General features: G+C 64.0%; 23 protein-coding genes. 17 read left to right on the top strand and 6 right to left on the bottom strand.

Going from position 1 to position 24,196, the window contains the following annotated elements:
- Positions 1 to 54 precede the first annotated feature (54 nt).
- From IE093_RS16405 to IE093_RS16385, 5 genes are all read left to right on the top strand, one after another.
- Positions 55 to 1,578, top strand: a complete 1,524-nt coding sequence (locus IE093_RS16405; protein WP_189471066.1) for a M17 family metallopeptidase — start codon at positions 55 to 57, stop codon at positions 1,576 to 1,578.
- A 281-nt stretch (positions 1,579 to 1,859) separates the two neighbouring features.
- Entirely contained in the window at positions 1,860 to 3,569 is a 1,710-nt protein-coding gene (locus tag IE093_RS16400) for a DEAD/DEAH box helicase family protein (RefSeq protein ID WP_189471064.1), read from the top strand.
- A gap of 154 nt (positions 3,570 to 3,723) precedes the next feature.
- Positions 3,724 to 4,764 (top strand): ABC transporter substrate-binding protein, encoded by a 1,041-nt coding sequence (locus IE093_RS16395; protein WP_189471062.1) that lies wholly within the window; start codon positions 3,724 to 3,726, stop codon positions 4,762 to 4,764.
- Positions 4,761 to 5,522 carry an ABC transporter permease gene (locus tag IE093_RS16390; protein WP_189471061.1) on the top strand — a complete coding sequence of 254 codons (762 nt, stop codon included), beginning with the start codon at positions 4,761 to 4,763 and terminating at the stop codon, positions 5,520 to 5,522. The genes IE093_RS16395 and IE093_RS16390 overlap by 4 nt, the downstream gene beginning before the upstream one ends.
- Positions 5,510 to 6,295: an ABC transporter ATP-binding protein gene (locus IE093_RS16385; protein WP_189471059.1), complete on the top strand. Its 786-nt coding sequence runs from the start codon at positions 5,510 to 5,512 to the stop codon at positions 6,293 to 6,295. The genes IE093_RS16390 and IE093_RS16385 overlap by 13 nt, the downstream gene beginning before the upstream one ends.
- A gap of 81 nt (positions 6,296 to 6,376) precedes the next feature.
- On the opposite strand, the gene IE093_RS16380 is transcribed toward IE093_RS16385, so the two are convergent.
- Together IE093_RS16380 and IE093_RS16375 are read right to left on the bottom strand one after the other, a co-directional pair.
- Entirely contained in the window at positions 6,377 to 8,176 is a 1,800-nt protein-coding gene (locus IE093_RS16380; protein ID WP_189471057.1) for an ABC transporter ATP-binding protein, read from the bottom strand.
- Between the two features lie 31 nt (positions 8,177 to 8,207).
- A complete protein-coding gene (locus tag IE093_RS16375) occupies positions 8,208 to 9,083 on the bottom strand; it encodes a DMT family transporter (RefSeq protein ID WP_189471055.1) in 876 nt (291 codons plus the stop codon).
- Between the two features lie 179 nt (positions 9,084 to 9,262).
- Between IE093_RS16375 and IE093_RS16370 the strand changes: the two genes are divergently transcribed.
- From IE093_RS16370 to IE093_RS16340, 7 genes are all read left to right on the top strand, one after another.
- Complete coding sequence (locus IE093_RS16370; protein ID WP_189471121.1) at positions 9,263 to 10,144, top strand: metal ABC transporter permease; 882 nt, start codon at positions 9,263 to 9,265, stop codon at positions 10,142 to 10,144.
- 99 nt (positions 10,145 to 10,243) lie between these two features.
- Positions 10,244 to 10,924, top strand: a complete 681-nt coding sequence (locus IE093_RS16365; RefSeq protein WP_189471046.1) for a DUF1826 domain-containing protein — start codon at positions 10,244 to 10,246, stop codon at positions 10,922 to 10,924.
- Positions 10,925 to 10,968: 44 nt separating this feature from the next.
- Positions 10,969 to 12,489: an ABC transporter substrate-binding protein gene (locus IE093_RS16360; protein ID WP_189471044.1), complete on the top strand. Its 1,521-nt coding sequence runs from the start codon at positions 10,969 to 10,971 to the stop codon at positions 12,487 to 12,489.
- Positions 12,486 to 13,445 (top strand): ABC transporter permease, encoded by a 960-nt coding sequence (locus tag IE093_RS16355; protein ID WP_229803662.1) that lies wholly within the window; start codon positions 12,486 to 12,488, stop codon positions 13,443 to 13,445. The genes IE093_RS16360 and IE093_RS16355 overlap by 4 nt, the downstream gene beginning before the upstream one ends.
- Positions 13,442 to 14,260 (top strand): ABC transporter permease, encoded by an 819-nt coding sequence (locus tag IE093_RS16350; protein ID WP_189471043.1) that lies wholly within the window; start codon positions 13,442 to 13,444, stop codon positions 14,258 to 14,260. Before IE093_RS16355 ends, IE093_RS16350 begins: the two co-directional genes overlap by 4 nt.
- Positions 14,257 to 15,729: an ABC transporter ATP-binding protein gene (locus IE093_RS16345; protein WP_189471041.1), complete on the top strand. Its 1,473-nt coding sequence runs from the start codon at positions 14,257 to 14,259 to the stop codon at positions 15,727 to 15,729. Before IE093_RS16350 ends, IE093_RS16345 begins: the two co-directional genes overlap by 4 nt.
- Before the next feature lie 314 nt (positions 15,730 to 16,043).
- Positions 16,044 to 16,562: an Hcp family type VI secretion system effector gene (locus tag IE093_RS16340; protein ID WP_189471039.1), complete on the top strand. Its 519-nt coding sequence runs from the start codon at positions 16,044 to 16,046 to the stop codon at positions 16,560 to 16,562.
- Positions 16,563 to 16,661: 99 nt separating this feature from the next.
- On the opposite strand, the gene IE093_RS16335 is transcribed toward IE093_RS16340, so the two are convergent.
- Positions 16,662 to 18,080, bottom strand: a complete 1,419-nt coding sequence (locus IE093_RS16335; protein WP_189471037.1) for a D-alanyl-D-alanine carboxypeptidase — start codon at positions 18,078 to 18,080, stop codon at positions 16,662 to 16,664.
- Positions 18,081 to 18,274: 194 nt separating this feature from the next.
- On the opposite strand from IE093_RS16335, the gene IE093_RS16330 reads away from it, so the two are divergent.
- Both IE093_RS16330 and IE093_RS16325 read left to right on the top strand, forming a co-directional pair.
- A complete protein-coding gene (locus IE093_RS16330) occupies positions 18,275 to 18,859 on the top strand; it encodes an NADPH-dependent FMN reductase (RefSeq protein WP_189471035.1) in 585 nt (194 codons plus the stop codon).
- Positions 18,860 to 18,960: 101 nt separating this feature from the next.
- Positions 18,961 to 19,170, top strand: a complete 210-nt coding sequence (locus tag IE093_RS16325; protein WP_189471033.1) for a DUF2061 domain-containing protein — start codon at positions 18,961 to 18,963, stop codon at positions 19,168 to 19,170.
- Here IE093_RS16325 and IE093_RS16320 read toward each other — a convergent pair.
- On the bottom strand, positions 19,154 to 19,594 hold the full coding sequence (locus IE093_RS16320; protein WP_189471031.1) for a hypothetical protein: 441 nt from the start codon (positions 19,592 to 19,594) through the stop codon (positions 19,154 to 19,156). The two genes, IE093_RS16325 and IE093_RS16320, sit on opposite strands and share 17 nt — an antisense overlap.
- A gap of 186 nt (positions 19,595 to 19,780) precedes the next feature.
- Here IE093_RS16320 and IE093_RS16315 point away from each other — a divergent pair, with 186 nt between their 5' ends.
- The gene (locus IE093_RS16315; protein ID WP_189471029.1) at positions 19,781 to 20,371 is read left to right on the top strand and encodes a hypothetical protein; all 591 of its coding nucleotides are present in this window, start codon (positions 19,781 to 19,783) and stop codon (positions 20,369 to 20,371) included.
- Positions 20,372 to 20,461: 90 nt separating this feature from the next.
- Entirely contained in the window at positions 20,462 to 20,926 is a 465-nt protein-coding gene (locus IE093_RS16310; RefSeq protein ID WP_189471027.1) for a thioesterase family protein, read from the top strand.
- 134 nt (positions 20,927 to 21,060) lie between these two features.
- On the opposite strand, the gene IE093_RS22680 is transcribed toward IE093_RS16310, so the two are convergent.
- On the bottom strand, positions 21,061 to 22,185 hold the full coding sequence (locus IE093_RS22680) for a hypothetical protein (RefSeq protein ID WP_189471025.1): 1,125 nt from the start codon (positions 22,183 to 22,185) through the stop codon (positions 21,061 to 21,063).
- Between the two features lie 152 nt (positions 22,186 to 22,337).
- On the opposite strand from IE093_RS22680, the gene IE093_RS16300 reads away from it, so the two are divergent.
- A complete protein-coding gene (locus IE093_RS16300; RefSeq protein ID WP_189471024.1) occupies positions 22,338 to 23,012 on the top strand; it encodes a Fe2+-dependent dioxygenase in 675 nt (224 codons plus the stop codon).
- Positions 23,013 to 23,161: 149 nt separating this feature from the next.
- Here IE093_RS16300 and IE093_RS16295 read toward each other — a convergent pair whose 3' ends face one another.
- Positions 23,162 to 24,163 (bottom strand): aldo/keto reductase, encoded by a 1,002-nt coding sequence (locus IE093_RS16295; protein ID WP_189471022.1) that lies wholly within the window; start codon positions 24,161 to 24,163, stop codon positions 23,162 to 23,164.
- Positions 24,164 to 24,196: the final 33 nt, after the last annotated feature.

The following is a 24,196-nucleotide window of genomic DNA, read 5'->3' as shown; positions in this document are numbered from 1 at the left end:
CCGGACCGCGTGGAAGGTCCGACATGCCCCAGCCCCGAGGGCATGGTGACGCCCATGAAACCTGTCCTGCCAACCTTCCCCCGCCTCTCCCTCGAACTGCACCCCGAGCTCCCCACGTCCGAGGCCTACCAGCGTTTCGAGAGCCTGATCCTGCTGGTGCCCGAGGGCCAGCGAGAGACCCTGGCCCCGCTTCCCGGAGCGGAATTTCTCCGTCGCCGTCTGGCCGACTTTCCGGACAAGGCCAACCCGGTACTGCTCTCCCCGCCCGACGGGGTGCGCACGGCGGTGGGATTCGTGGCCACCGGCTCTGGCGGCTTCCAAGCCCTGACCCTGGCTCGCAAGCTGGTGGCTCCCCTGCTCGAAGAGCGGCCGGCGCGGATAGGCGTGGTCTCGCTGCTCCAGGAGCCGGCCGCCGCGTCCGCCATGGCCGAGGCGCTGGTGGCCGCGGTCCATGCCGGCCTGTTCCGGCTGCCGAAGATCACCCGCGAGCCGGAGGACACCCTGGCCCTTCAGGCGGTCGAGCTGTTCGGCAACGTCGGCACGCCCGACCTGTCGACCGCCGAAGCCACGGCCGAGGGCAACAACCTCGCGCGCTGGCTGACCCACCTGCCGGGCAATGTGTTGACCCCCGGCAGCTATCGCCGCTACGCCGAGGAACTCGCCGAGCGGGAGGGCTGGGACGTGGAGTTTCTCGACCGCGACCGGCTGGAGGAGCTTGGCGCCGGGGCCTTCCTGTCGGTGGTGCAGGCCAGTCCCCAGCGGGACGCCGGCATCCTCCACCTGAGCTATCGGCCGGCGGAGGCAACGGCGCGGCCATTCGCCCTGGTGGGCAAGGGCATCTGCTTCGACACCGGCGGCACCAACCTGAAGGTCGGCCCCGGCATGCTCGGCATGCATGGTGACATGCAGGGCAGCGCGGTCGCCCTGGGCACGCTGCTGGCGCTAACGCGACTCGGCTTCGCCCAGCCGCTGGACTGCTGGCTGGCGCTGGCGGAGAACCACATCGGCCCGACCGCGGCCAAGTGCAATGACGTGATCACCGCCCTAGACGGCACCACCATCGAGCTCATCAACACCGATGCCGAGGGACGCATGGTGCTGGCCGACACCCTGGCGCTGGCCAGCCGCGAGCAGCCGCAAGCGATCCTCGATTACGCCACCCTGACCGGAGCCGTGGTCGCCGCGCTCGGGCAGCGCATGAGTGGCGCCATCAGCAATCGTCGCGACTGGGTGGAACCTCTCATCCAGGCCGGCGAGCGGTGTGGCGAGCGGATCTGGCCCCTGCCCTACGCGGAGGACTACGACGAGGACCTCGAGTCCAGGGTCGCCGACCTGATGCAGTGCCGCACCGAGGGCGCGGCGGACCATCTCTACGCGGCACGCCTGCTCGGGCGCTTCGTCGCGGAGGGCATCGGCTGGGTACACGTGGACATGGCCGCGGGCACCCACAAGGGCGGTCTCGGCCACATCCCCACGGATGTGCAGGGCTTCGGCGTGCGTTTCGGCACCGAGTGGCTGCGCTGGCTCGCTGGCCAGCAACCCATGGCGGCGGAGGTCAGCGAAGAGGGACGGTCATGACGAGGCGCGATGAGTCAGGGTACCAGGGCGGCCAGGAGGAGCTCGACCGGGTGATCGGGTACCTCCACCGCGGCTGGGTGCCGACAGGGTCGCCCCGGGTCCCGGCGATGGCTCGTCCTCGGGCATTGCCTCACGGCTCGAAGTCGGTCAATGTCGAACCTGGAGGTCCGACAATCACCTCCGATCGGGGATGAGACGGCAGCCGATCCGGCCAGGCCCCGTGCCCGACCCGGCCAGGCCAGGCCCCATTGAACACGACACAGAAAACATAGAACGCCTTTATGCCTGATCAAGAACCGCCCGCGTTTTCGGCGTGGCATCCCGGCCTGGAAGCCGAGCTGCCCAAGCGCTATCAAGCCTTGGAAACGATCCATCAAGCGGCGAACGTGTATACCTTCCTGGCCGACATCCATGAGTTGAAAACACTCACCGGACTAGCGGAGGAAGAACTGGTCGCGTTTCGGGTGGAGCGCTTGATGCTGCATGAGCTGATCGTGCAGGTGGCGGCCAATATCGTTGTGCCCGAAGGAGAAGAAGAAGAAGCCCTGGGTTGGCACTTCCGCCAAGTCACTCACAAGATACTGTCCGACTACCTGGCGCCCGAGCTGCCCGCGTTCCAACAGGCGTATGACGAGCTGTACGACAGGATTCACGACAGGGTAGGCGAGATTCTCTCCGCGGCCTTCCAGCCGCCCGCGGAAGAGGCGGCGCCCACACGACCCTCCTTCCTTTCGCGCTGTTTTTCGAGGCGCAAGACCACGCGGCAACGGACGGGGCATCCATCCATTCAGGAAAGACATTATGGCGTGATCAAAGACATCAAGGACAAGGGGCTGGCAGCCCGCGATGACCTGGATAGCGCCATATACAAGAGCACGTACCGCATCTTGAGTTCGATCGCCAGCACCCAGGGCTATATCGGCCTGGATCAAGGCCTGCTGAAGACGCTGATCACCCGCCACGTCTGCAACGATTACGGCAGCAGCCACATCGGCCGGAAGCTGGCGCCCCATGTCGAACGGGCCATGCAGCAAGAGGGCTACAGCCGGATTCCTTGCGCCAGGGAACCGATCCTGATCAGCCTGAAAGGGGCCTCGGCGGCAGGCAAGAGCTCCTTGCGGTTCTACCTGAAAGACACCCTGAGGGACCTGGGTATCCAGCCGGATCAATACGGCACCATCACTCCCGACATCTGGCGCCGGCTATTGCTGGATTATGAATCCCTCGGGGAGGCCTACAAGTACGCCGGCCACCTGTCCGGCAAGGAAGTCAGGCTCATCGATGCCAAGCTGGATCGCTACATCCGGGACAAGGCACAACGGGACCGGACCATTCCGCACCTGGTGATCGATCGTTTCCGTTTCGACAGCTTCTCCTCGGAACAGGTATCGCGGATCCTGGATGCCACCTATGCGAGATACGTCGCCACCATGTACATCTACTTCATCGTCACCCCGCCGGAGGCGACGGTGGAGCGCGGCTGGAACCGAGGGCTGACGCGGGGACGTTACAAGGCGGTGGAGGACTTCCTGGGACATTGTGTGGAAGCCTATAACGGCATGCCCAAGCTGTTCTTCAAATGGCTGGATAGCCGGAACCCGCGATTCAAGTACTTTTTCCTGGACAACGATGTCCCCAAGCACACCAGGCCCGCGACGATTGCCTACGGAACCCGGGAAGAGCTCAATGTCCTGAAACCCACGGGGCTGGTCAACATCGATCGTTACAAGAAGATCAACACCTTGGCGAAATGCCCAGCGGAGGTCTATCCCGGCGGCGACACCCTGGCGCTCCACAGGAACTGCGAGTTCCTCAAGCAATGCATCGCCAAGGTGCCGGTGGTCAACTTCATCGACGAAGCTTCCGGAAAGGTGTACCTCCGGGCTACCGCGGGACGCTTCTCGGTGGTGGCCCCCACGATCCTGCGGGCCAGGCGGGAGGAACGAGAGCTTGCGGAACTATTTTCCGTTCTCGCGGTGCCCGAACGCTGAGCGGCGGTCTCCCCCGCCGCTATCTGCGCCCTTCCCGGCTTGATCCTTGACAATAAAGCATATGTTCATAACCGATTCTTCCAACCAGAACTTTCCGCCACGCTAATACAGCCGATATGATCGATGGCCAACCCCGTGTTACGGAGACGCTTCCATGTCGCGCATCACACGCCGCCTTGCCGTCCTCGCCGCCCTGCTGTGGTGGTTGCCGACCCTGGTCCAGGCTCAGGATGACGCACCCACCACCCTGGAGGTCGGCTATATGCCGATCCTGCCGGTCGCCCAGTTGTTCGTCATGGAAGGCGAGGGCTGGACCACGGAAGAAGGTCTCGAGTTGGAGCTGACCCGCTTCTCCAGCGGCCCGGCCATGGTCCAGGCACTGGCCTCGGGCGAGTTGGACGTGATGTATTTCGGTATTGGGCCCGCAATGGTGGCACGCGCCAATGACATACCGATCAAGGTGCTGGCCGCCAGCATCAAGGAGCAGATCGGCCTGGTGGCGCGTGGCGATTTCGCCGACTATTTCGACGGCGCCGATCACGCCGAGGCCATCGGCCGCTTCACCGAGGAGCAAGGCCGCAAGCCGAAGATCGCCACCTTCCCCCAGGGCTCGGTGCCGGATACCGTGCTGCGCTACTGGCTGCTGGAGCGCCTGGGCCTGGAGCTGAGCGACGTCGAGATTGTGGCGATGGGCGCCGACCGGGTCCAACAGGCGCTGCTGGCCGGCGCCGTGGACGCCGCCTCGATCCTCGAGCCGATCCTGACCACAGTGCAGCAGCGTGACCCCAGCGCCCGGGTCGTGGCCCGTGCCGACGAGATGCTGCCCGACCAGCCCGGTGCGGTGCTGGCGGCCCGCGAGGCAGTGCTCGAGGCGCACCCGGAGGCAATGCGCAAGTTGATGGCCCTGCATATCCGCGCCACCGAGATGCTCGTCGAGGACCCCAAGCGCGCGGCGCCCCATGTGCGGGAGTTCGTCGGCAAGCGCCTGGTGCCGCTGGAGACCGTCGAGGCAGCGCTCCAGTCGCCCTCGGCGAACTACCTGAGCGACCCCCACGAGATCATCGAGGCCACCCGGGTCATGCACGACTTCCAGGAGCGCATCGGCACCCTGAAGCAACCGGTGGCCATCGAGGCGCTCTTCGACACCCGACTGTATGACGAGGTGAGTGCCTCGCTCGCCACGCCGTCGTCATGAAGCCGTTGACCCGTTCGCGACGCAGCCTGATCAGTGCCCAAGGGCTCGTCGGCTTCCTGATCCTTTGGGAAGTCTCGCTGCGCGCCGGCCTGCTGCCCGGCAGCCTGGTGCCACTGCCGTCGAGCATTCCCGGTGTGCTCTGGGCGGAGCTGATCGACGGCATCTGGTTCGAGGTGGTGCTCTCCAGCCTCTCCCACTACAGCGTGGGGGTGGCACTTGGCTCGCTGCTGGGCATCAGTGTCGGTGTCGCCGCCGCCCTGGTGCCGCGCTTCGACGCCCTGCATGCCTGGCTGGCGCGACTGCTGCGCCCGATCCCGCCGCTGGCGTGGATCCCCTTCGCCATCATCTGGTTCGGGGTCAACCCCTCGGCGGCGGCTTTCATCATCAGCATCGGGGTATTCTGGATCAACTACTTCGCCAGCTACAGCGCAGTGCGCGCGGTGGACCCGGGCTACAACGAGGTGGCCATCGCCTTCGGCCAGGGCCACTTCCTGGCGCGGCTGACCAAGGTCAGCCTGCCGGCGGCGGCACCGGGTATCCTCGGTGGCCTGCGCGCCGGACTGGGCCAGGGCTGGATGACGGTCGTCGCCGCCGAGCTGTTCGGTATCCCTGGCATCGGTCAACGCATGATGGAAGCCTCGGGGCTGCTGGCCACCGACATCGTGGTGGTCTACATGCTGACCATCGCCGGACTCTATGCGCTGTTCGATTTCATCTTCATGGCGATACAACGGAGGATCCTTCGTTGGCAACCGTAAGTGTCGCCGCTCCCGCAGTGCTGCATGCCCGGGACATCAGCCTCGGCTTCGGCGACGACACCATCCTCGCCGGCGTCGACCTGGAGGTTCGTCCCCAGGAATTCGTCGCCGTGGTCGGCGCCTCGGGCGTCGGCAAGTCGACCCTGCTGCGTGCCCTGACCGGGCTGCTGCCCCCTCAGCGCGGCGAGGTCGAGATTCCCCGTGGCGAGGCCACCGATACCCGTGCCTGGTCGATGGTCTTCCAGGCCCCGCGCCTGTTTCCCTGGCGACGCGTGCGGGCCAATGTCGAGCTGGGCCTGGAGGGGCTGGCGCTGTCACGCGCCGAGCGCCGCCGGCGCGCACTGGAGCCGCTGGCCCTGGTCGGCCTGGAAGAATTCGCCGAGCGCTGGCCAAGCACGCTCTCCGGCGGCCAACAACAGCGCGTGGGGATCGCCCGGGCCCTGGCGGTCAAACCCAAGGTACTGTTCATGGACGAGCCCTTCTCGGCGCTCGACGCCATCACCCGCCGCCACCTGCAGGGCGAGCTGGCCGACCTGCGCCAGCGTACCGAGGCAGCCATCGTATTCGTCACCCATGACATCGAGGAAGCCGTGTTGCTGGCCGACCGCGTCATGGTGCTCGGCGGCAAACGCGGCGACACGCCCGCCGGTGTCATCGACGTGGTCGAGGTCGACCTGCCGCTGACGGCCCGCCGCGAGCACGCCGAGTTCGCCAACCGGGTCCAGGCCATCGAACACCTTATCGGCCCGGGACCCGCCGCGGCCGCCACCTGACCGGGAGGAATTCGCCATGTCGCTGCGCGTCGTGCTGCAGGCCCAGGGCTGGGCCTACATCCGCACCTGAGGTCTCCCTCCTCAGGCCAGTGGCACGTCCTCCGCCTGCAGGGCGCCGGTTTGCACCCGCCACTGGGCGGCATAGCGGCCACCGCGGGCCAGCAGCTCGGCATGGGTGCCTTGCTCCACCACCCGACCAGCGTCGACCACGGCGATCTCGTCGGCATGCACGATGGTCGACAGACGGTGGGCGATCATGATCACCGTTCTTCCGTGGCCGATCTTCGCCAGCGAGCGCTGGATGGCGGCCTCGGTCTCGTTGTCCACGGCGCTGGTGGCCTCGTCCAGGACCAGGATCGGCGGATCCTTGAGCAATGCCCGAGCCAGCGAGAGGCGCTGGCGCTGACCGCCGGAGAGCCTCACGCCGCGCTCGCCCACCGGGGTATCCAGTCCCTGCGACAAGGCCTGAATGAAGTCCCATGCCTCGGCGGTTCTGGCCGCCTCGACAATCGCGTTTTCGTCGGCCTCGGGCCGGCCATAGGCGATGTTGTCGCGCACCGTGCCCTCGAACAGATAGACATCCTGGCTGACCAGGCCGATGGCACGGCGCAGTGAGATCAGGCTCAATCCCCGAATCGGCTGGCCATCGATACGGATCTCACCGGCCTGAGAGTCATGGAAGCGCAGCAACAGCTTGATCAGGGTCGACTTGCCCGACCCCGTGGCACCGACCAGCGCCAGGGTATTGCCCGCCGGAACCGTCAGGTCGATCTCTCTCACCCCCTCGCCGCTGTTCGGATAGCGGAAGGTCACGCCCGCGAAGCTCACTTCGCCGCGCACCGGCTCGGCCAGGGCTCGGCCACCGTCGTCGCGCACCTGGATCGGCGTGGCCAGCAGATCGAGGATGCGCCGGGTGCTAGCCATGGCGCGCTCGAACAGGTCGATGACCTGGGCCAGGCCGGTCAGTGGCCACAGCAGCCGCTGGGTGAGGAATACCAGTACGCCGTAGGCCCCCACATTAAGCTCGCCCTTCAACGCCAGCATGCCGCCCACGGTAAAGGTCGCCAGGAAGCCGGTGAGGATCGCCATGCGGATCACCGGAATGAACGCCGAACTGATGCGGATCGCTCGTCGGTTGGCTTCCACATAGGCCTCGCTGGCCTGGCGTAGCCGTTCGGCCTCACGGGCCTCGGCGGTGAAGCTCTTGATGGTGGCGATACCGCTCAGGTTGTTGGACAACCGGCTCGACAGGTCGCCGACCTTCTCGCGCACGTCGGCGTAGAGCGGTCCAGCCTTGCGCTGGAAGAAGAAGGCGCCCCACACGATCAACGGAATCGGCGTGAAGGCGAGCAGCGCGATCAGCGGCGAGAGCACGAAGAACACCGCGCCCACCGCCACCACGGTCACTCCGACCTGAATCATGGCGTTGGCACCGCCGTCGAGGAAGCGCTCGAGCTGGTTGACGTCGTCGTTCATGGTCGCCACCAGCTGTCCCGAACTCTTCGATTCGAAGAAGCCCATGTCCAGGCGCTGGGCATGTTCGTAAGCGTCCTGACGCAGGTCGGCCTGCAGTCGCTGGGCCAGGTTGCGCCACAGTATCTGGTAGAGATATTCGAACAGCGACTCGCCGGTCCAGATGAAGAAGGTCAGCACACCCAGGATCAGGATCTGCTCCTGGGCGGACTCGAACCCCAGCCGGGCGACGAAGCTCCGCTCCTGGTTGACCACCACGTCGATGGCCACGCCGATCAGGATCTCCGGGGCAATATCGAATAGCTTGTTGATGATCGAACAGACACTGGCGGCGACGATCCGACGACGGTAGCCACGCGCGTAGCGCAGCAGCCGGATCAAGGCGTGAAAACTGTTCGTGGAGGACATGCCGATTCTCCGTTGTGGCCGACAGGCACCTTCATGACGCCGGCCGCTGCTTCAGGGTGATGCGCCGTTCGTGGTAGGCGATCGCCAGGCCGCTACCGATGATCACCAGGGTGCCGACATAGACCCACAGGTCCGGCACCTCGCCCCAAAACCACCAACCCAGCAGTACCGCCCAGACCATGGCGGTGTAATCGAAGGGCGCCGCCAAAGCGGCGGGGGCGAAGCGGAACGCCATAGTGATAAAGGCCATGGCACCGACACCAAAGATCCCGGCGCCGATGAAGCCCAGCCAGTGCACGGGCCAGGGCGTCTGCCATACCCACGGCAGCAGCGCGGCGGTGACCACGAGCGGCACCAGGGTGACGTAGAACACCATCGCCCACAGATACTCACGCAAGCCGTAACGGCGCGCGGTGATCATCAGCAGCGCATAGAACATTGCCGCCCCCACCACCACCAAGGCACCGGGTTGGAAGCCCGCCGCGCCCGGGCGTACCACGATCAGCACTCCCAGGAAGCCGATGATGGCCGCCGCCAGCGGCAGACGCTCGACCTTCTCGCCAAGCAGCGGCACCGACAACAAGGTGACGAACAAGGGAGCGGCAAACGCGATGGCCGTAGTCTCGGCCAGTGGCAACAACGTCAGGCCGAACACGAAACACAACATGGTGCCGGTAGCGATCAAACCGCGAACCAAGTGTACGCCAGGGCGTCGTGTGGTGAGCTTGCGCAACCCGCCATTGAAGCGCGCGATCAGCCCGATCAATGGCAGCGAGATCAGGGTGCGAAAGAAGATGATCTGGATCGGCGAGTGCACCTCGCCCAGCCATTTGGAAATGGCATCGCCCACGGAAAGGCAGAACACTCCGGCGCACATCCATAGAATTCCCCGCAGTGACGACGACATCGGCGGCTCCCTGTGATGGCAAGACGTTATCGCTGACCATATGCCAGCCCTCTAACATAACTGAGTCGCGTGCCGGTGGCGATGTCAGGCTCGGGTCACTTGCATTGCGGATCGGAGCTCGTTCTCCGCCTGACAAATATGTTATAACATAACAATAGCTATCGAATCAGTACGTGCCCATGCTGGACATGCTGAGCCACTGGATCCTGGCTCCCCTCGACTATGGCTTCATGCGCCGCGCCCTAGTGGCGTGCATCGCCCTATCGCTTACTGCCCCGGTCATGGGAGTACTGCTGACCCTGCGCGGCATGAGCCTGATGAGCGAACCGCTGTCGCACGCCATCATGCCTGGCGTGGCCATCGCCTTTCTACTGTCGGGGTTCTCGTTGTCCGCCATGATGTTGGGCGGGATCGTGGCAGGCTTGGTGACGGTGGGTTCGGCCAGCGGCATCACCCTGGTCAGCGGTCTGAAGGAGGACGCCGCCATGGCCAGCCTGTTTTTGACCGCCATGGCGATAGGCGTGCTGCTAATTTCCCTGCGGGGCTCCGCGCTGGACCTTGGGCATGTGCTGTTCGGCTCGATCCTGGCCGTCGACACCGCCAGCCTGATGATCCTGGCAACCGTGACCAGCGGTGTGCTGATCGTACTCGCGGCGATGTTCCGAGCGCTGGTCGTGGAGTCCCTCGATCCGGCCTTCCTCGCCTCGCAGGGCACTTCCCCCAGTTGGATCCATGGCCTGTTCATGAGCCTGGTGGTGCTGAGCCTGGTCATCGGCTTTCAGACCTTGGGCACACTGATGGCCGTCGGACTGATGCTGCTTCCCGCCACCATGGCCCGCTTCTGGAGTCGTCGTCTGGAAGGCCTGATGGCCATCGCCATCGGCTGGTCGCTATTTTCCAGTCTGGCTGGGTTACTGCTGTCCTACCACGCCGGGCTGCCTTCCGGGCCGGCCATCATACTGGTGGTCGGTGCAGGTTATGTCGTGTCGCTGCTCATTGGACCTTACGACAGTTTGCTGATCAGGCTCCATACCACAAAGCACAGGAATGCTTCGCCATGATCTCCGGCACCGTTCGCATTCGAAGCTGCCATCTTGGCAGCGCAAGCACGAAACGTTATGTTATATAATCTCATTTTTACGCTCGTGCGGAGTCCCAACATGCCCCTTACCGCGATTCGCGCCACCGACACGTCTCGCGACTCGTACATTGAGTCGGAAGCCTTCTGTCACTGGGCCATCGACGACGGCATCGGCGTGCTGCCACGGATCTTCGAGGACGCCATCACGCTGGCGGTGATGACACGCCAACTGAGTGACGACCTCCGGGACGGCATCGCCGCTCAGCTTGCTCCCGGCAAGCCGCTCGACTGGCGCTGGCGCGGGGCGGCCGGCCAGGCCCTGATCGACGACCTGACCCGGCACCTGCCGGCGCCCGAGCATGGCGAAGCACTGCTCGAGGACGTGCGCTGGGTCAGCGAGGCCATGGCCTTCCTGTTCGACACCGACACCGTCGGCGTGCGCTTGCGAATTCTCGATGGCGCCATGTGCCCGCGCTTCCACGTCGACAACCTGGCGGTGCGCCTTGTGACCACCTATGCCGGCCCCGGCAGTGAATGGTTGCCGGAACATGCCGTGAATCGAGCTGGACTGGGTGCACCGCGTCCCCAAAAGCCCGATCCACTGCGCGACCCGGCGGCCATCCGCCACCTCGCTACCGGCGAGGTGGCCCTGCTCAAGGGCGAGGGTTGGATCGGCAACGAAGGGCACGGCCTAGTGCACCGTAGCCCACACCCCCCGGCTGGCGTGAAGCGCCTATTGCTGGCGCTGGATCCCGGCTGAATCTCTTAGCCATCTTCACAGGTACTCTTCACAAGGAAAGAACGATGCCCCGCATCCGCTACCTGCTGGCCGCCCTCGGCCTGGCATTGACCTCAACCGCTGTGCACGCCGAGCCGCGCACCCTGGATATCGTCGCGCCCTGGGAGATCACCAGTCCCGATCCATCGAAGTCGGGCCATGTCTTCGCCCGCATGCAAGTCGCCGAGACGCTGGTCGACACCGATGCCGACGGCAACCTCGCTCCAGGCCTGGCCACATCCTGGACCCAGAACGACGATGCCACGATCTGGCGCTTCACGATCCGCGACGGTGCCCGCTTCCATGACGGCACGCCGGTAACTGCCGAGGCCGTTGCCACGAGCCTCGAGCATGCATTGACCAAGCCAGGCATCCTCGACTCGACACCGATCGCGACCATCGACGCCGAAGGCGACGAGGTGGTAATCCACCTCGAATCTTCCTTCGCCCCGCTGCCGGCACTGCTGGCCCATTCCAGCACCCAGATCCTGGCACCCGCCTCCTACGCCGAAAACGGTGAAGTGACGGCAGTGATCGGCAGCGGCCCTTATCGAGTCGACAGTCTGGAACCGCCACAGCGCCTCATGGTCACTCGTTTCGACGATTATTGGGGCGAGGCGCCAGCCATCGAACGTGCCAGCTACCTGGCCGTGAGTCGCGGCGAGACCCGTGCGCTGATGGCCGAAAGTGGGGATGCCGATATCGTCTTTACCCTCGACCCGGCCAGCCGCACACGGATGTCGCGCCAACCGGACCTGACCCTGCATGCCGTGCCGCTGCCGCGCACCATCGTGATCAAGGTCAACGCTGGTCATCCCTTCCTCGACGATCAGCGTGCCCGCCAAGCGCTTAGCGAGGCCATCGACCGTACTGGTATCGCCGCCGGTCTGCTGCGCGCACCGGAGGCTGCCGCCCCCGAGCTGTTCCCAGCGAGCCTCGGCGCCTGGCATCTGGCCATCTCGCCGGAAGAATCCCGCGACCTCGACCAAGCCCGTGAGCAACTGGCAACGCTGGGTTGGGAAGCGAATGGTGACGGCCTACTCGAACGTGACGGCGAGCCCTTCCGGCTGACCCTGCGCACCTTCTCCGACCGCCCGGAACTGCCGGTGGTAGCCACCGCCCTGCAGGACCAGTGGCGCGAGCTGGGTGTCGATCTCGAGGTCGCGGTGGGCAACGCCAGCGAGATTCCCTCCGGCCACCGCGACGGCAGTCTCGAGCTGGGCCTGGCGGCCCGCAACTACGGCCTGGTGCCCGACCCACTGGGCACGGTGCTCGAGGACTTCGGGCCCGAGGGTGGTGACTGGGGTGCCATGGGATGGTCGGATGCCGAGCTCGAAGAATGGCTGAATCAATTGCGCAGCGAGACCGACCCCGAGGAACGTGCCAGCATGGAGACCGAGGTCGCTACCCGGCTGCATGAGGCGCTGCCGGTGATTCCGGTGGCCTGGTATCAGCAGACCGCCGCAGTGAATGACGAGTTGGAAGGCTTCTCCATCGACCCGTTGGAGCGTAGCTATCGGATCGATGAGCTGAGGTGGGCCGAATGACGCGAGGTCTTGGCCGCGGATTGCCTGCACTGCTTCTGCAGCGCCTGCTTCAGGCCGGATTGGTGGCATGGATGGTCGGCACCCTGACCTTCGTGCTGACCCGCACCCTGCCTGGTGACATGGCTTACCGTATCGCCGCCGGCCGCTACGGCCACGACATGGTCGATACGGCGGCCGCCGAGGCGGTTCGCGCCGAGCTGGCGCTGAACCAGCCGGCATCGAGCGCCTATTTTGGCTGGCTCTGGGATCTACTGCAGTTCGACCTCGGCCGCTCGCTGGTCAGCGGCGAGCCGGTGGTACGCGAGCTGTGGCACCAACTCGGTCATTCGCTGGGCCTGGCGGCGGTTGCCGTGGCGCTGTCGTTGCTGCTCGGGCCACCGTTGGGACTGGCCGCCGGGTTGCGTCCACGCGGTATGCTCGATCGCCTCAGCGAAGTCGTCGCCAGTGTATTGCGGGCCCTGCCGCCCTTCGCCGTGGGCCTAGTGCTGATCCTGGTATTTGCCGTCGGTCTGGGCTGGCTGCCCGCCGCCGGCCATGGACGCACCGCACATAGCGTGCTGCCGGCGCTGACCCTGGCGTTGGGGCTGGCCGCGGTCTCCAGTCGCGTGGCACGCAACGCCATGGCCGATGTTTCGCAATCGGCCTATTACGCCTTCTCGCGCACCAAGGGCCTGAGCGACCGCCTGACCTTCATGCGCCACGGTCTGCGCAACGTCGCGGTGCCGGTCGTCGCCTATCTTGGCGTGCAGTTCGTCTATCTGATCGAGGGTGTGGTGGTGGTCGAGACGCTGTTCGCTTGGCCCGGTATCGGCCACGCCCTGGTACACGCCATCGTTGCCCGCGACGTGCCGATGATCCAGGGCACCGCCCTGATCATGGGCCTGCTGTTCGTGCTGCTCAACACCGTAGTGGATATCGTTTGCCATCTGCTCGACCCACGGAGGCGCCACGCATGACCACCCTCGTCGCTCCTCTCCTCACACTGCCCCGCCTGAGCGCTCGCCAGCGCCTGGGCGGCCTGTTGCTCGCATCGCTGCTGGTCTTTGCCTGGCTGGTACCGTGGCTTTCCGATGCCGATCCCGCACGCCAACAGCTCACCCGCATTCTGCAACTACCTTCGCTGGCCGAACCGCTGGGCACCGACCACCTGGGCCGCAGCCTGCTGGCCAGGTTGGCCGCCGCCATACGCCTGTCGCTGGGCATGGCGATGCTCAGTGTGCTCACCGCCGCCGTACCCGGTGTATTGATGGGAATCATCGCCGGCTGGCGCGGCGGCTGGCTGGACCGCGTGCTGGGCAGCCTGGCCGATGCCTGTCTGGCGTTGCCTGGTCTGCTGCTGGTGTTGTTGCTGGCAGCCATCGCGCCGGGAAATTTCTGGGCGCTCTACGTTGGCATCGCACTGGTGCTGTGGATCGAATACTTCCGCCTGGTGCGCGCCCGCACCCGAGCATTGGCGGCCTCGCCGCAGCTCGAGGCCAGCCGGCTGCTGGGCTTCGGTCCGCTCTACCTGTTCCGTCGCCATCTGTGGCCGGAACTGGCCCCACAGGTGCTGACCCTGGCCGCCTTCGGCGCTGCCAGTGCGATTCTCGCCATGGCCGCTCTGGGTTTCGTCAGCGTCGGCCTTCGCCCGCCCACCGCCGAACTGGGGCTGATGATGATCGAACTGCTGCCCTACTACCATGAAGCGCCCTGGGCAATGGCCCAGCCCATCGTGGTGCTGTTCGTGCTGGTACTGAGCCTCAACCTGCTGGCGGGGAGGGACCCACGATGACGTTGGCACAACAAGCGCCACTGCTGCACATCGAAGACCTGGCGGTCGACGGCGATGGCGTCAGCATTGCCCCTTTCTCGTTGACGCTCATCCCTGGTCAACGCCTGACCCTGCTCGGTGAAACCGGCTCGGGCAAGAGCCTGCTCGCCCAGGCGATCATGGGCACCTTGCCCAAGGGTCTGGCCGCACGTGGCCGCTTGCACATTGCCGGGCAAACCTTTGCTGCCGACGATACCCCATCACGTCGCAAGCTATGGGGACATACCCTGGCGCTGCTGCCCCAAGAGCCCTGGCATGCGCTGGACCCGACCATGCGCGCCATCAGCCAGATCGCCGAGAGCCACCGCCACGTGGCCGGACGTTCGCGCCGCGAGGCCGGCGCCGCCGCCCGTCGCGACCTTGCCGGGCTGGGCCTGCAGGATGCCGGACACAAGCTGCCCTCCGAGCTCTCCGGCGGCATGGCACAGCGTGTGGCCTTCGCCGCGGCCAGCGCCGGCGGCGCCCATATCGTGATCGCCGACGAACCGACCAAGGGGCTCGACGCCACCCGTCGCGATGCGGTGGTGGCCCTGCTGGCGCGCACATCCGACGACGGCGGCTCTTTGCTGACCATCACCCATGATATCGAGGTAGCCCGTCGCCTGGGTGGCGAGGTGGCGATTCTGCGGCAAGGGCAAGTGGTGGAGCGCGGCCCGGCCAAGCGGGTACTGACCAGCCCGCAAAGCGACTACGGCCAGCGCTTGATGGCCGCCGATCCCAGCCGCTGGCCGGTGCCACGCCCACTGACCTGCAAGGCGGGGAAGTCGGTGATCGAAGCCCGCCAGCTCGCCATGGCGCGCGGAGGCAAGACCTTGTTCGAGGATCTGTCGCTGAATATCGCTCCGGGCGAAATCGTCGGTATCAGCGGCCCTTCCGGTTGCGGCAAGAGCACCTTGGGCGACGTGCTGCTGGGCGTGGCCAAGGCCGACAAGGGCGAAGTCATACGGGAACCGAGCCAATCGCGGCTGGGCTTCCAGAAGCTTTACCAGGACCCGCCGGCGGCCTTCTCTCCACACTGGACATTACGACGCCTGCTCGACGACCTGATACGTCGACATCGCCTGGACCCGGCCGCGATCGTGCCCTTGATGGTACACCTGAACCTGGACCCCGCACTGCTCGACCGCCGCTCTGGCGAGATCTCCGGTGGCGAGCTGCAACGCTTTGCCATCCTGCGGGTGCTGCTGCTCGAGCCCTGCTTCCTGTTCGCCGACGAACCCACCTCGCGCCTCGACCCCATCACCCAGCAGGAAACGCTGTCACTGCTGGTGGAACTGGCCCGTGAACGTCACTGCGGCGTGATGCTGGTCAGCCACGACCCGGCGTTGATCGAACGGCTCTGCGACCGGCGCCTGACGCTGGGCGATACCGACACCAAATCGCCCGCTGCCATAACCGACACCGCCGCGGAGGCGAGCTTGTCGCCATAGCCGTTGGGTAGCCTCTACCCCCCGCTTGAGGTGGCTTCGGCCACCTCTTTTTTGGTCGTCAGTTGCGCCAGGGATGCGCTAGATCAAAACCCAGAGATTTAACATAACACCAAAATAACCGGGCAAGATATTGCCCGCCGGGCAACTTCTTGCCTGAATCCAGGCAACTTCTTGCCTAAACATAATTAATTCCCGAAAAGCGATATCGGCAAGCGTTTGATTATTCTTATATTAGATTAAGCTGGCACGCAATCTGCCCTTAACAGGGTGTCCAAACGGACATCTCATCACTCATTCCGTCAAGGAGCAGACTCATGCCAACCCCTTGTTATATCAGCATCGAAGGCCAGACCCAGGGCAACATCACCGCTGGTGCCTTCACCCCGGACTCCGTGGGCAATATCTACGTCGAGGGCCACGAGGACGAGATGCTGGTACAGGAGTTCAAGCACATCGTCACCGTGCCCACCGACCCGCAATCCGGCCAGCCGTCCGGTCAGCGCGCTCACCGGCCGTTCATCTTCACCGTGGCGCTGAACAAGGCCGTACCGCTGATGTACAACGCCCTGGCTTCCGGAGAAATGCTGCCCACCGTCACGCTGAAATGGTACCGCACCTCGGTGGAAGGCAAGCAGGAGCACTTCTTCACCACCACCCTGACCGACGCCACCATCGTCGACATCAACCTGCGCATGCCGCATGCCCAGGACGCCACCAAGGCCGAGTTCACCCAGTTGATGGATGTCTCACTGGCCTACCGCAAGATCGATTGGGAACACACCGTCGCCGGCACCTCCGGGTCCGACGACTGGCGCGCGCCTATCGAGTCGTAAGCCGGTAGTTGGGTGCCCTCGCCGTTGGCTCGCACGGTGAGGGCCACTCTTGGTAATCGAGTTTCGAAGCGACGGGCGTATCTTGGCCAGGCGGCATCTCTACCTCACCACCAGGCACTCCATGCCCTGCCGTGCCAGTTGATCGCAAGCGTTGCGCGCCTGCTGCTCTTCCAGATCGACCAGCCGGGCACGGAAGACTTGGCGCTCCGGCGCCTCGGTGACGGCGACTCGCGCCCGCATCCGCTCATCTTGCAGGTAGCCGGCAGCGCGCGCTGCCAGGTCCTGCGCCATGTCGGCATCCTGGAAGGCCCCTACCTGCACCGCCCAATCACCCCCCATCTCGTAGTCGTTTCCCTGGTCGTACTCGTAGTCACTTCCCTGGCCATGTTCGACCCGGTTGACCAGCGCCATGATGGGATCGTCAGAAGGCATGGTGTCGATAGCGTCGCTCATGGAAATACGCAACGGCTCGGCGCTCGACACGACCTGGGTCGCGGCCAGGAATGAACTCTCGATGCGTGTCGCAGGCGTGGAAACGGTGGAGCCGGTTGGCTGAACCGATGTCTGGCGGCTGCTCGCCAGCTCGGCGATACGATCCTGCTGCGCCACCGAAGGCGGCGACGATGCGGATATCGGCTCGACATTGCCCGAGATATCGGCGCTGGCAATCCAGTCCCTTCCACTGAGCAGGGAGGCACGCACGAAACCGCGATCGAGCAGATCGGCCATGTGGGCATCCCGCGATTGCGCAGTGAAACCGCCCATGACCACAGCTACGATGCGGCGGCCATCGCGTACCGCCGAGGTGGCAACATTGAAGCCGGAGGCTCGGATATAACCGGTCTTGAGCCCATCGGCACCATCGTAGTTGGTGAGCAGGCGATTATGGCCCTTGATCGTCTGGCCACGATATGTGAAACGGGGTCGCGAGAAGTGGTGGTAATACTGGGGGAAGTCGTTCATTAGTCGCATCGACAGCATCGCCATGTCACGAGCCGTGGAAACCTGGCCATCGTCCGGCAAGCCTGATGCATTGCGGAAGCGGGTCGCATTCATGCCCATCTCCCGCGCCTTGTCGGTCATTAACCGGGCGAATGCGGATTCGGTCCCCCCCAAGGCCTCGGCAACCACTGCCGCCACATCATTGGCCGAGCGGATGATCAGGGCCGGAATCGCGTCGCGTACCTTGATGCTGCTTCCCGCCTTCAGCCACAGCTTGGAAGCCGGCATGGACGCGGCATGACGCGACACCGGGAGAGGCTGATCCAGCGTCACCCGCCCGTTTTCCAGGGCCTCGAACAGCAAGTAGAGCGTCATCATCTTGGTCAGCGATGCGGGGTAACGGGTAGCATCGGCATTCGCCGCATGCAGCACCTCGCCGCTGGCGATATCGACGACGATCGACGCATAACGTGGATTGGCGCGAACCGAAGAAGAAAGTGTCAACGCGAAAAGTGCCAGAAACACCACTGACAGCACCATGAAGCGCCGCGTTCCGCTGCATATCCCGGGCATCATTATTGTTATCCCTCAACGTTCCCTACGTTACCCTAATTACCCTGCTCTATATAAGAAAGTATGCCCATGAACGCCACGCTGTCCAACCCTTCTTCACTTTGATTAGCACTTCGCGGAGGCAATATCTTGGGGTTTTCGCCACCGGACGCTATGGTGAAAACTTCGCCGCTTCGTGGCATGACAGGAGACACCGCATGAACGACCAGCCTCGCCTGCTGTGTTTCGCCGGCAGCGCCCGGCAAGACTCCCTCAACAAGCGCCTGGCCAGACTCGCCGCTTCTCGCGCCAGACAGTATGACGCCGACGTCAGTTTTCTCGATCTCGCCGACTACCCCATGCCGCTCTATCATGGTGACCTGGAAGCTCGCGAGGGCCTGCCGGAAGCGGCCAGAACACTCAAAGGTCTCTTTTGTGACTGCGACGGTTTCCTGATTGCCGCGCCGGAATACAACAGCAGTCTTACGCCACTGCTCAAGAACACGCTGGACTGGATATCGCGACGCGAACACCCGGACGAACCAAGGCTGAGCGCCTACCGTGGCAAGGTAGCGGCGTTGTGCGCGGCGTCGGGCGGTGCCACCGGCGGGCAGCGAGGACTGGTGGCATTGCGCATGATGCTGGGCAACATCGGCGTGCACGTATTGCCTCAGCAGCTCAGCGTGCCGCATGCCGCCGAGGCCTTCGATGCCCAAGGCGAGCTCATCGACGACCAACGCTCGCAGATTCTCGATACCCTGATCGCCGAGTGGATACGGGTCAGCCGGGCATTACGCGGTTGAACGGAGAATGAAGCAAGACTATTGATTCAATAAAACCAATTGACTGTGGCGATTTCTGTCCTTGGCTTACCTTGGGGAAAAGAAACAGGGGTATATGCCAGATGATCAAGACCGCCACTTTTGCTGTCGTGCACTTCAGTGTGGCCTTTAGTGTCACCTGTCTGCTGACCGGAAGCTGGGTGCTTGGCGGATTGATCGCAATGCTCGAGCCCACCGTAAATACCGTGGCTTATTTCTTCCACGAGAAAGCGTGGGAGTGCGTTTCGCGCCGACGCCAGCAGCGCTCCGATGGCCTCAGGGGGGTGGCGTAGTGACTTCGAGGCTCACTTCGTAGCTGCGATCCCCCTCCAAGCAGTCGTCGTCCATCATCGAAAAGCAACCCTGACTGTCATGGACATGCAGATACCAGGTACCGGCCGGCAAGGAAGTGGCAATACGAAAGTTGTCCCACTCGCCACTACGCCAGTCACGCATCACGACCCGTCCCTCGGCATCGTACAGCTCCGCATGGGGATCTACCGACATACTGCTGGCAATCGCCACCCGGCTTTCGAGCACGACATAGGATGGCTCGTCCAGAGTGAATACATAGATATCGGTACCCGGTCCCAGAAAGCCATGTTGCGCCTGTCCCGCCGTCAGCTCGATGGCCCGATCCCGCGGGTCAACCGTGGAAGCGCACCCCGACAAGACCAGTAACAATGACACGGCAAGCATGCCGCTCAAGGCGCGCATGAATAGCCTCCTTGGAGCACACGGCTCGCAAGACTTCTATCGATCTTCATAACCACAAGCAGCATCAGAATGGCTGGCGAGGTGCGGAACGGCAAGATCATCGGCGAGAAAAGCCATGGTCTCATCTCCCGCACCGAGCCTTTCATAGGGTACCCTTGCGATTTTGTGTTGCCGGAAGATAAGACTATGAAATCCCTGATGCCCTCTGCCCTGGCGGGACTACTCACCCTCGGCCTGGTTAGTCAATCCTCGGCATTGATGTTCAACCAGAGCCGTATCCAGGACAGCGGCTACTGGACTTCCATGGAACTCTCGCTTGGCGAAGAGCGCTACTTCCGGGCCAGCAACTTGAGCGATTACCCGGATACCGCCTTTTCCGTTTTCTTCGTTCCCGATGATTGCCGCCCGCAGTTGGAACTGAGGGTCGAAATGGGCGAAGTCTCCGCCCGTAACGAAACCATCGAGGCCAGCCAAGGGGCAATGCGTGTCGATCGTGCCCCCAGACACGACAGCGAGGTGACGCTGACCCGCGAACGCGGCGACAGCGGTGGCTATGCCAGCTTCCAGACTTCCGATATCTATCGCCTGCTGCACGAGATGCGAGTCGGCGACGTGTTGCGCCTGAAAATGGACAACGACGAGGAGCCCTGGTACCTGGGCTTCCACCTGGCCGGCGCTTCCGCCGCCCTCGACCGCGCCGCCCGGATGTGCCGGGAATCTCTTCCCAGCGAGGACGAAGGGGAGAAGGAAGTTCCCGAAGACTTCTTCGACGATTGACGTCGACTCGAGTGGAAACCACCAGGTTGAACCGCTGCTCCTGATACCCCAATACTGGCCGGAAACCGAGGGCACGGAGAGATGCACCCGATGACACTGCTGGAAACCCGTGTAGCCCCCGAATGGGTCGACTACAACGGCCATATGAACGACGCTGAGTATGCACGGGTCTTCTCACTGGCGGTCGAGGCACTGATGGAGCACATCGGCCTCGATGCCGAAGGGCGCGCCCGTCATGCCTATACGATCTACACGCTGGAAACGCACCTTTGTTATCGCAGCGAGGCCCAGGAAGACGAGCCGTTGACGGTTGACCTGATGCTGCTCGATCACGATGCCAAGCGCTTGCACGTGTTCTTTACGATGCGTGATGGCGAAGACCGAGAACTGGCCACCAGCGAACAGATGTTGATGGGCATGAGTACCGAAAGCGGCCGGCCCGGGGCCTTTCCCGAGGCCGTAGCTGAGCGCATTGCCGTCCTGCCACGCCCCGCCGATGGAGAATGGCCACCCCTGGCCGGGAGGAGGATCGGCATTCCCCGCCATGATCGATGATGAAATATCCAGGCGGCCGATTTTTCACGGCCTAGACATGAGAAAGGCCCGGCCCAGGCGCCACATTGGGTGGTCACCCGAGCTCAGGCCTCGATCAAGAGAGCGGACGATGTCCGCTCTCATCAGAACGGCCCTTAGTACTGTCCGAGCTGTGATTCGAGCTTGAACATGGTGGCCGAGAGTTCACCGTAGCTCATCACCGGTGATTCAGGTGCCTCGGCTGACGGCCATGCCTTCAAGGCTTCGTCATAGGCCGACACCAACTCATCGAAGGCCTCGGCATCGCTGGCCTGGAAGAGCTCGGCCTGGGCATCGAGCAGGGACCTGGCGACGAGCATGAAGCCACGACCATCCTGGTACTCGACAACGTTGACGAACTGGCCATCGTCGACCGCTTCTTCGTACTCGTGCATGGCCTGGCGCAACAGTGCCAACTGAACGCGGCTCTGGAAGGTCACATCCTCGCGCAGCTCACCGTCGACGTCCTGCATGGCGGACTCGATCGCACTAACCGCCGCGTCGTAGGCATCTTCATGCTCACCCCATTCGCCACCTTCACGGGCCTCATCGACCAAAGCCTGCAAGGTGTCTTCCAAGCCCTCGACACCGCGTTGCTCGAAGGCAGGCTCCAGACCTTCGTAGTGCTCATCGATGGGATGCCCGAAGTGCGGCTGTGATGCGGTTTGCTCACCCTCCTGGTAGAGCTCGCGAGCGACCTCGAGGTGGCCTTGCATCATGGCAAGGGTGGTGTAATAGACGCCGGGGTTACTGGCATCGATATGATGGCCGGCTTCGCCACCTTCGCCACCTTCGCCACCTTCACCACCTTCGCCACCTTCGCCGCCTTCACCACCGGCGGAAGCGTTCAAGTAAGCAAAGACCGCGAACGGGTCAGGGCCCTCGGCATGGCCGGCTTCGCCGCCCTCGCCACCTTCACCACCTTCGCCGCCTTCTTCGTGGTGGCCGGCTTCACCGCCCTCGCCACCTTCACCACCTTCGCCGCCTTCTTCGTGGTGACCGGCTTCACCGCCCTCGCCACCTTCACCACCTTCGCCGCCTTCTTCGTGGTGACCGGCTTCACCGCCCTCGCCACCTTCACCGCCTTCACCGCCTTGGTCGTTGTGGGCGAGCATCAGAGTATCGGGGCCTTGGGTGAACTCGGGCGAGAGTTCGGTCTCCGCCCAGCTGGCCGTACTGGTGCCCAGCAGGACGCATGTGCCGACGCCGACCCAGAGCTTGGTACGAGTGTTGTTGGACATGGGGATTTCCTTATTCATTGCGTTTGCCATGGCGCTCGGCCGTGAAGGCCGGTTCGACTGCCAGCATAGAGGGTGCCGGCTGCGTAAGTTTAATGCAAACCATTCACACTTGTTTATAATTAACGGCATTTCGTTCGAGTGGAGCGCCTACCGTGATCCTATGCATCGACCAGGTCATCCCGACCGAACTGCTGCAGCGGGTGCAAGCCACCCTGGCCGACGTCCCCTTCCGCGATGGTCGCGAAACGGCGGGATGGCACGCACGGACAGTCAAACTCAACCAGCAGGCCGACGGCCGTCAGCCCGAAGTGGCCGCCCTGCGCCAGGAGATCGCCACCGAGCTGCAACGCCACCCACTCTTCCATATGGCCGCCCGGCCCAAGCGCATGAAGCCATTGATGTTCAGCCGCTACGAGGAAGGCATGAGCTATGGCAACCATGTCGATGATGCGGTGATGGGCACGCCACAAGGCGCCATGCGCTCGGACCTGTCCTTCACTCTCTTCCTCAACGACCCCGATAGCTACGACGGTGGAGAACTGCTCATCGACTCCACTGCCGGCGAGCAGACCTACAAGCTGCCCGCCGGTGCCCTGATCCTCTATCCCTCCTCGACCCTGCACCGGGTCGAGCCGGTGACCCGTGGCCAGCGACTGGCCGCTGTCGGTTGGGCCCAGAGCCAGGTTCGCGATCCCCAGCAGCGTGAGATTCTTTTCGATCTCGATACCACACGGCGCCAGGTATTCGAGGAGAGCGGCAAGACCCGCACCTTCGACATGCTGACGAAGAGCCTGGCCAATCTGCTGCGGATGTGGGCGGATCCGTGATCGTTCTCTTTGCTCCGTTACTACCGGCATGTAACGCTGATCTACTTGTTCTACTACCGACTCGGCCAGCCGGGCTCGGGTCTTGCCGGCCTCGCCCAGGCAGCTCTTGAGTTAGTTGCGGAAGCTCATCAGCTTGTCGACTTTTTCGATTATGCAAACTCTTCGGTGTCGATATCCGCCTGTTGCGCCTCGCTGTAGCGGGCGCCTGCCACCTGCTCCGGTGTCATCATGGCGTTCAGTCGAGTGACGGTCGCTGCATCCAATCTGAGGGTTTCAGCCGCGAGGTTCTCGCGCATATGCTCGACGGAGCGGGACCCAGGGATTGGAATGACGTCATCCCCCTGTGCCTTGAGCCAGGCTAGCGCCAGCTGGCTGGGTGTCACGCCCAGTTCGCTTGCCACGGTCATGAAGTCTCCCAACAGGCTCAGGTTCCTGGGGTAGTTCTCGGCACTGAAGCGCGGCATGTTGCGGCGCATGTCGCTCTCCTCAAGGCTTGCAGGATCCTTGACGGCCCCAGCCAGGAAGCCTCTCCCCAGGGGGCTGAAGGCCACCAGCGCCGTGTTCGCCTCCCGACACGCCGCGATCAGCGCGATCTCGGGGTTGCGGGTCCACATGGAATATTCGGACTGCACCGCCGCGATGGGATACTCGGCCCTGGCGCGGTGCAAAGTGGTGGCGGAGACCTCCGACAGCCCGACTCCCCGTATCTTGCCTTCCTCCACCAGCCGCCCCAGTGCGCCGACGCTCTCCTCGATGGGCACCTGGCGATCCAGGCGATGAAGGTAGTACAGGTCCAGATGGTCAGTGCGCAGGCGTTTGAGACTCGCCTCGCACTGCTGCCGGATCGTCTTGGGACGCCCGTCGATCACACGTTTGCCGAGCTGTGGATCGATGGCCATGCCGCACTTGCTGGCCAGCAGGATCTGGTCGCGCTTGCCCTCTAGCGCCTTGCCCACCAACCGTTCGTTGGCCGTCGCCCCGTACAGGGTCGCGGTATCGAAGTGGCGATAGCCGATGTCGAATGCCTCATCGAGGGCGCGCAGCGCCTCGGACTCGGGTACCGGGCTGCCATAACCATGAGAAAGGTTCATGCAGCCCAAGCCGATGGTGGGAGAGGCCACTTCCTTCAAGCGAGAAAAGACTGACGGCATGGGAATCCTCGTCGGGCGGCAGGAGAAAAGCTC

The sequence above is a fragment of the Litchfieldella qijiaojingensis genome (genome assembly GCF_014651875.1).
GTDB lineage: Bacteria > Pseudomonadota > Gammaproteobacteria > Pseudomonadales > Halomonadaceae > Litchfieldella > Litchfieldella qijiaojingensis.
This window is presented reverse-complemented; position numbering and strand designations above follow the sequence as displayed.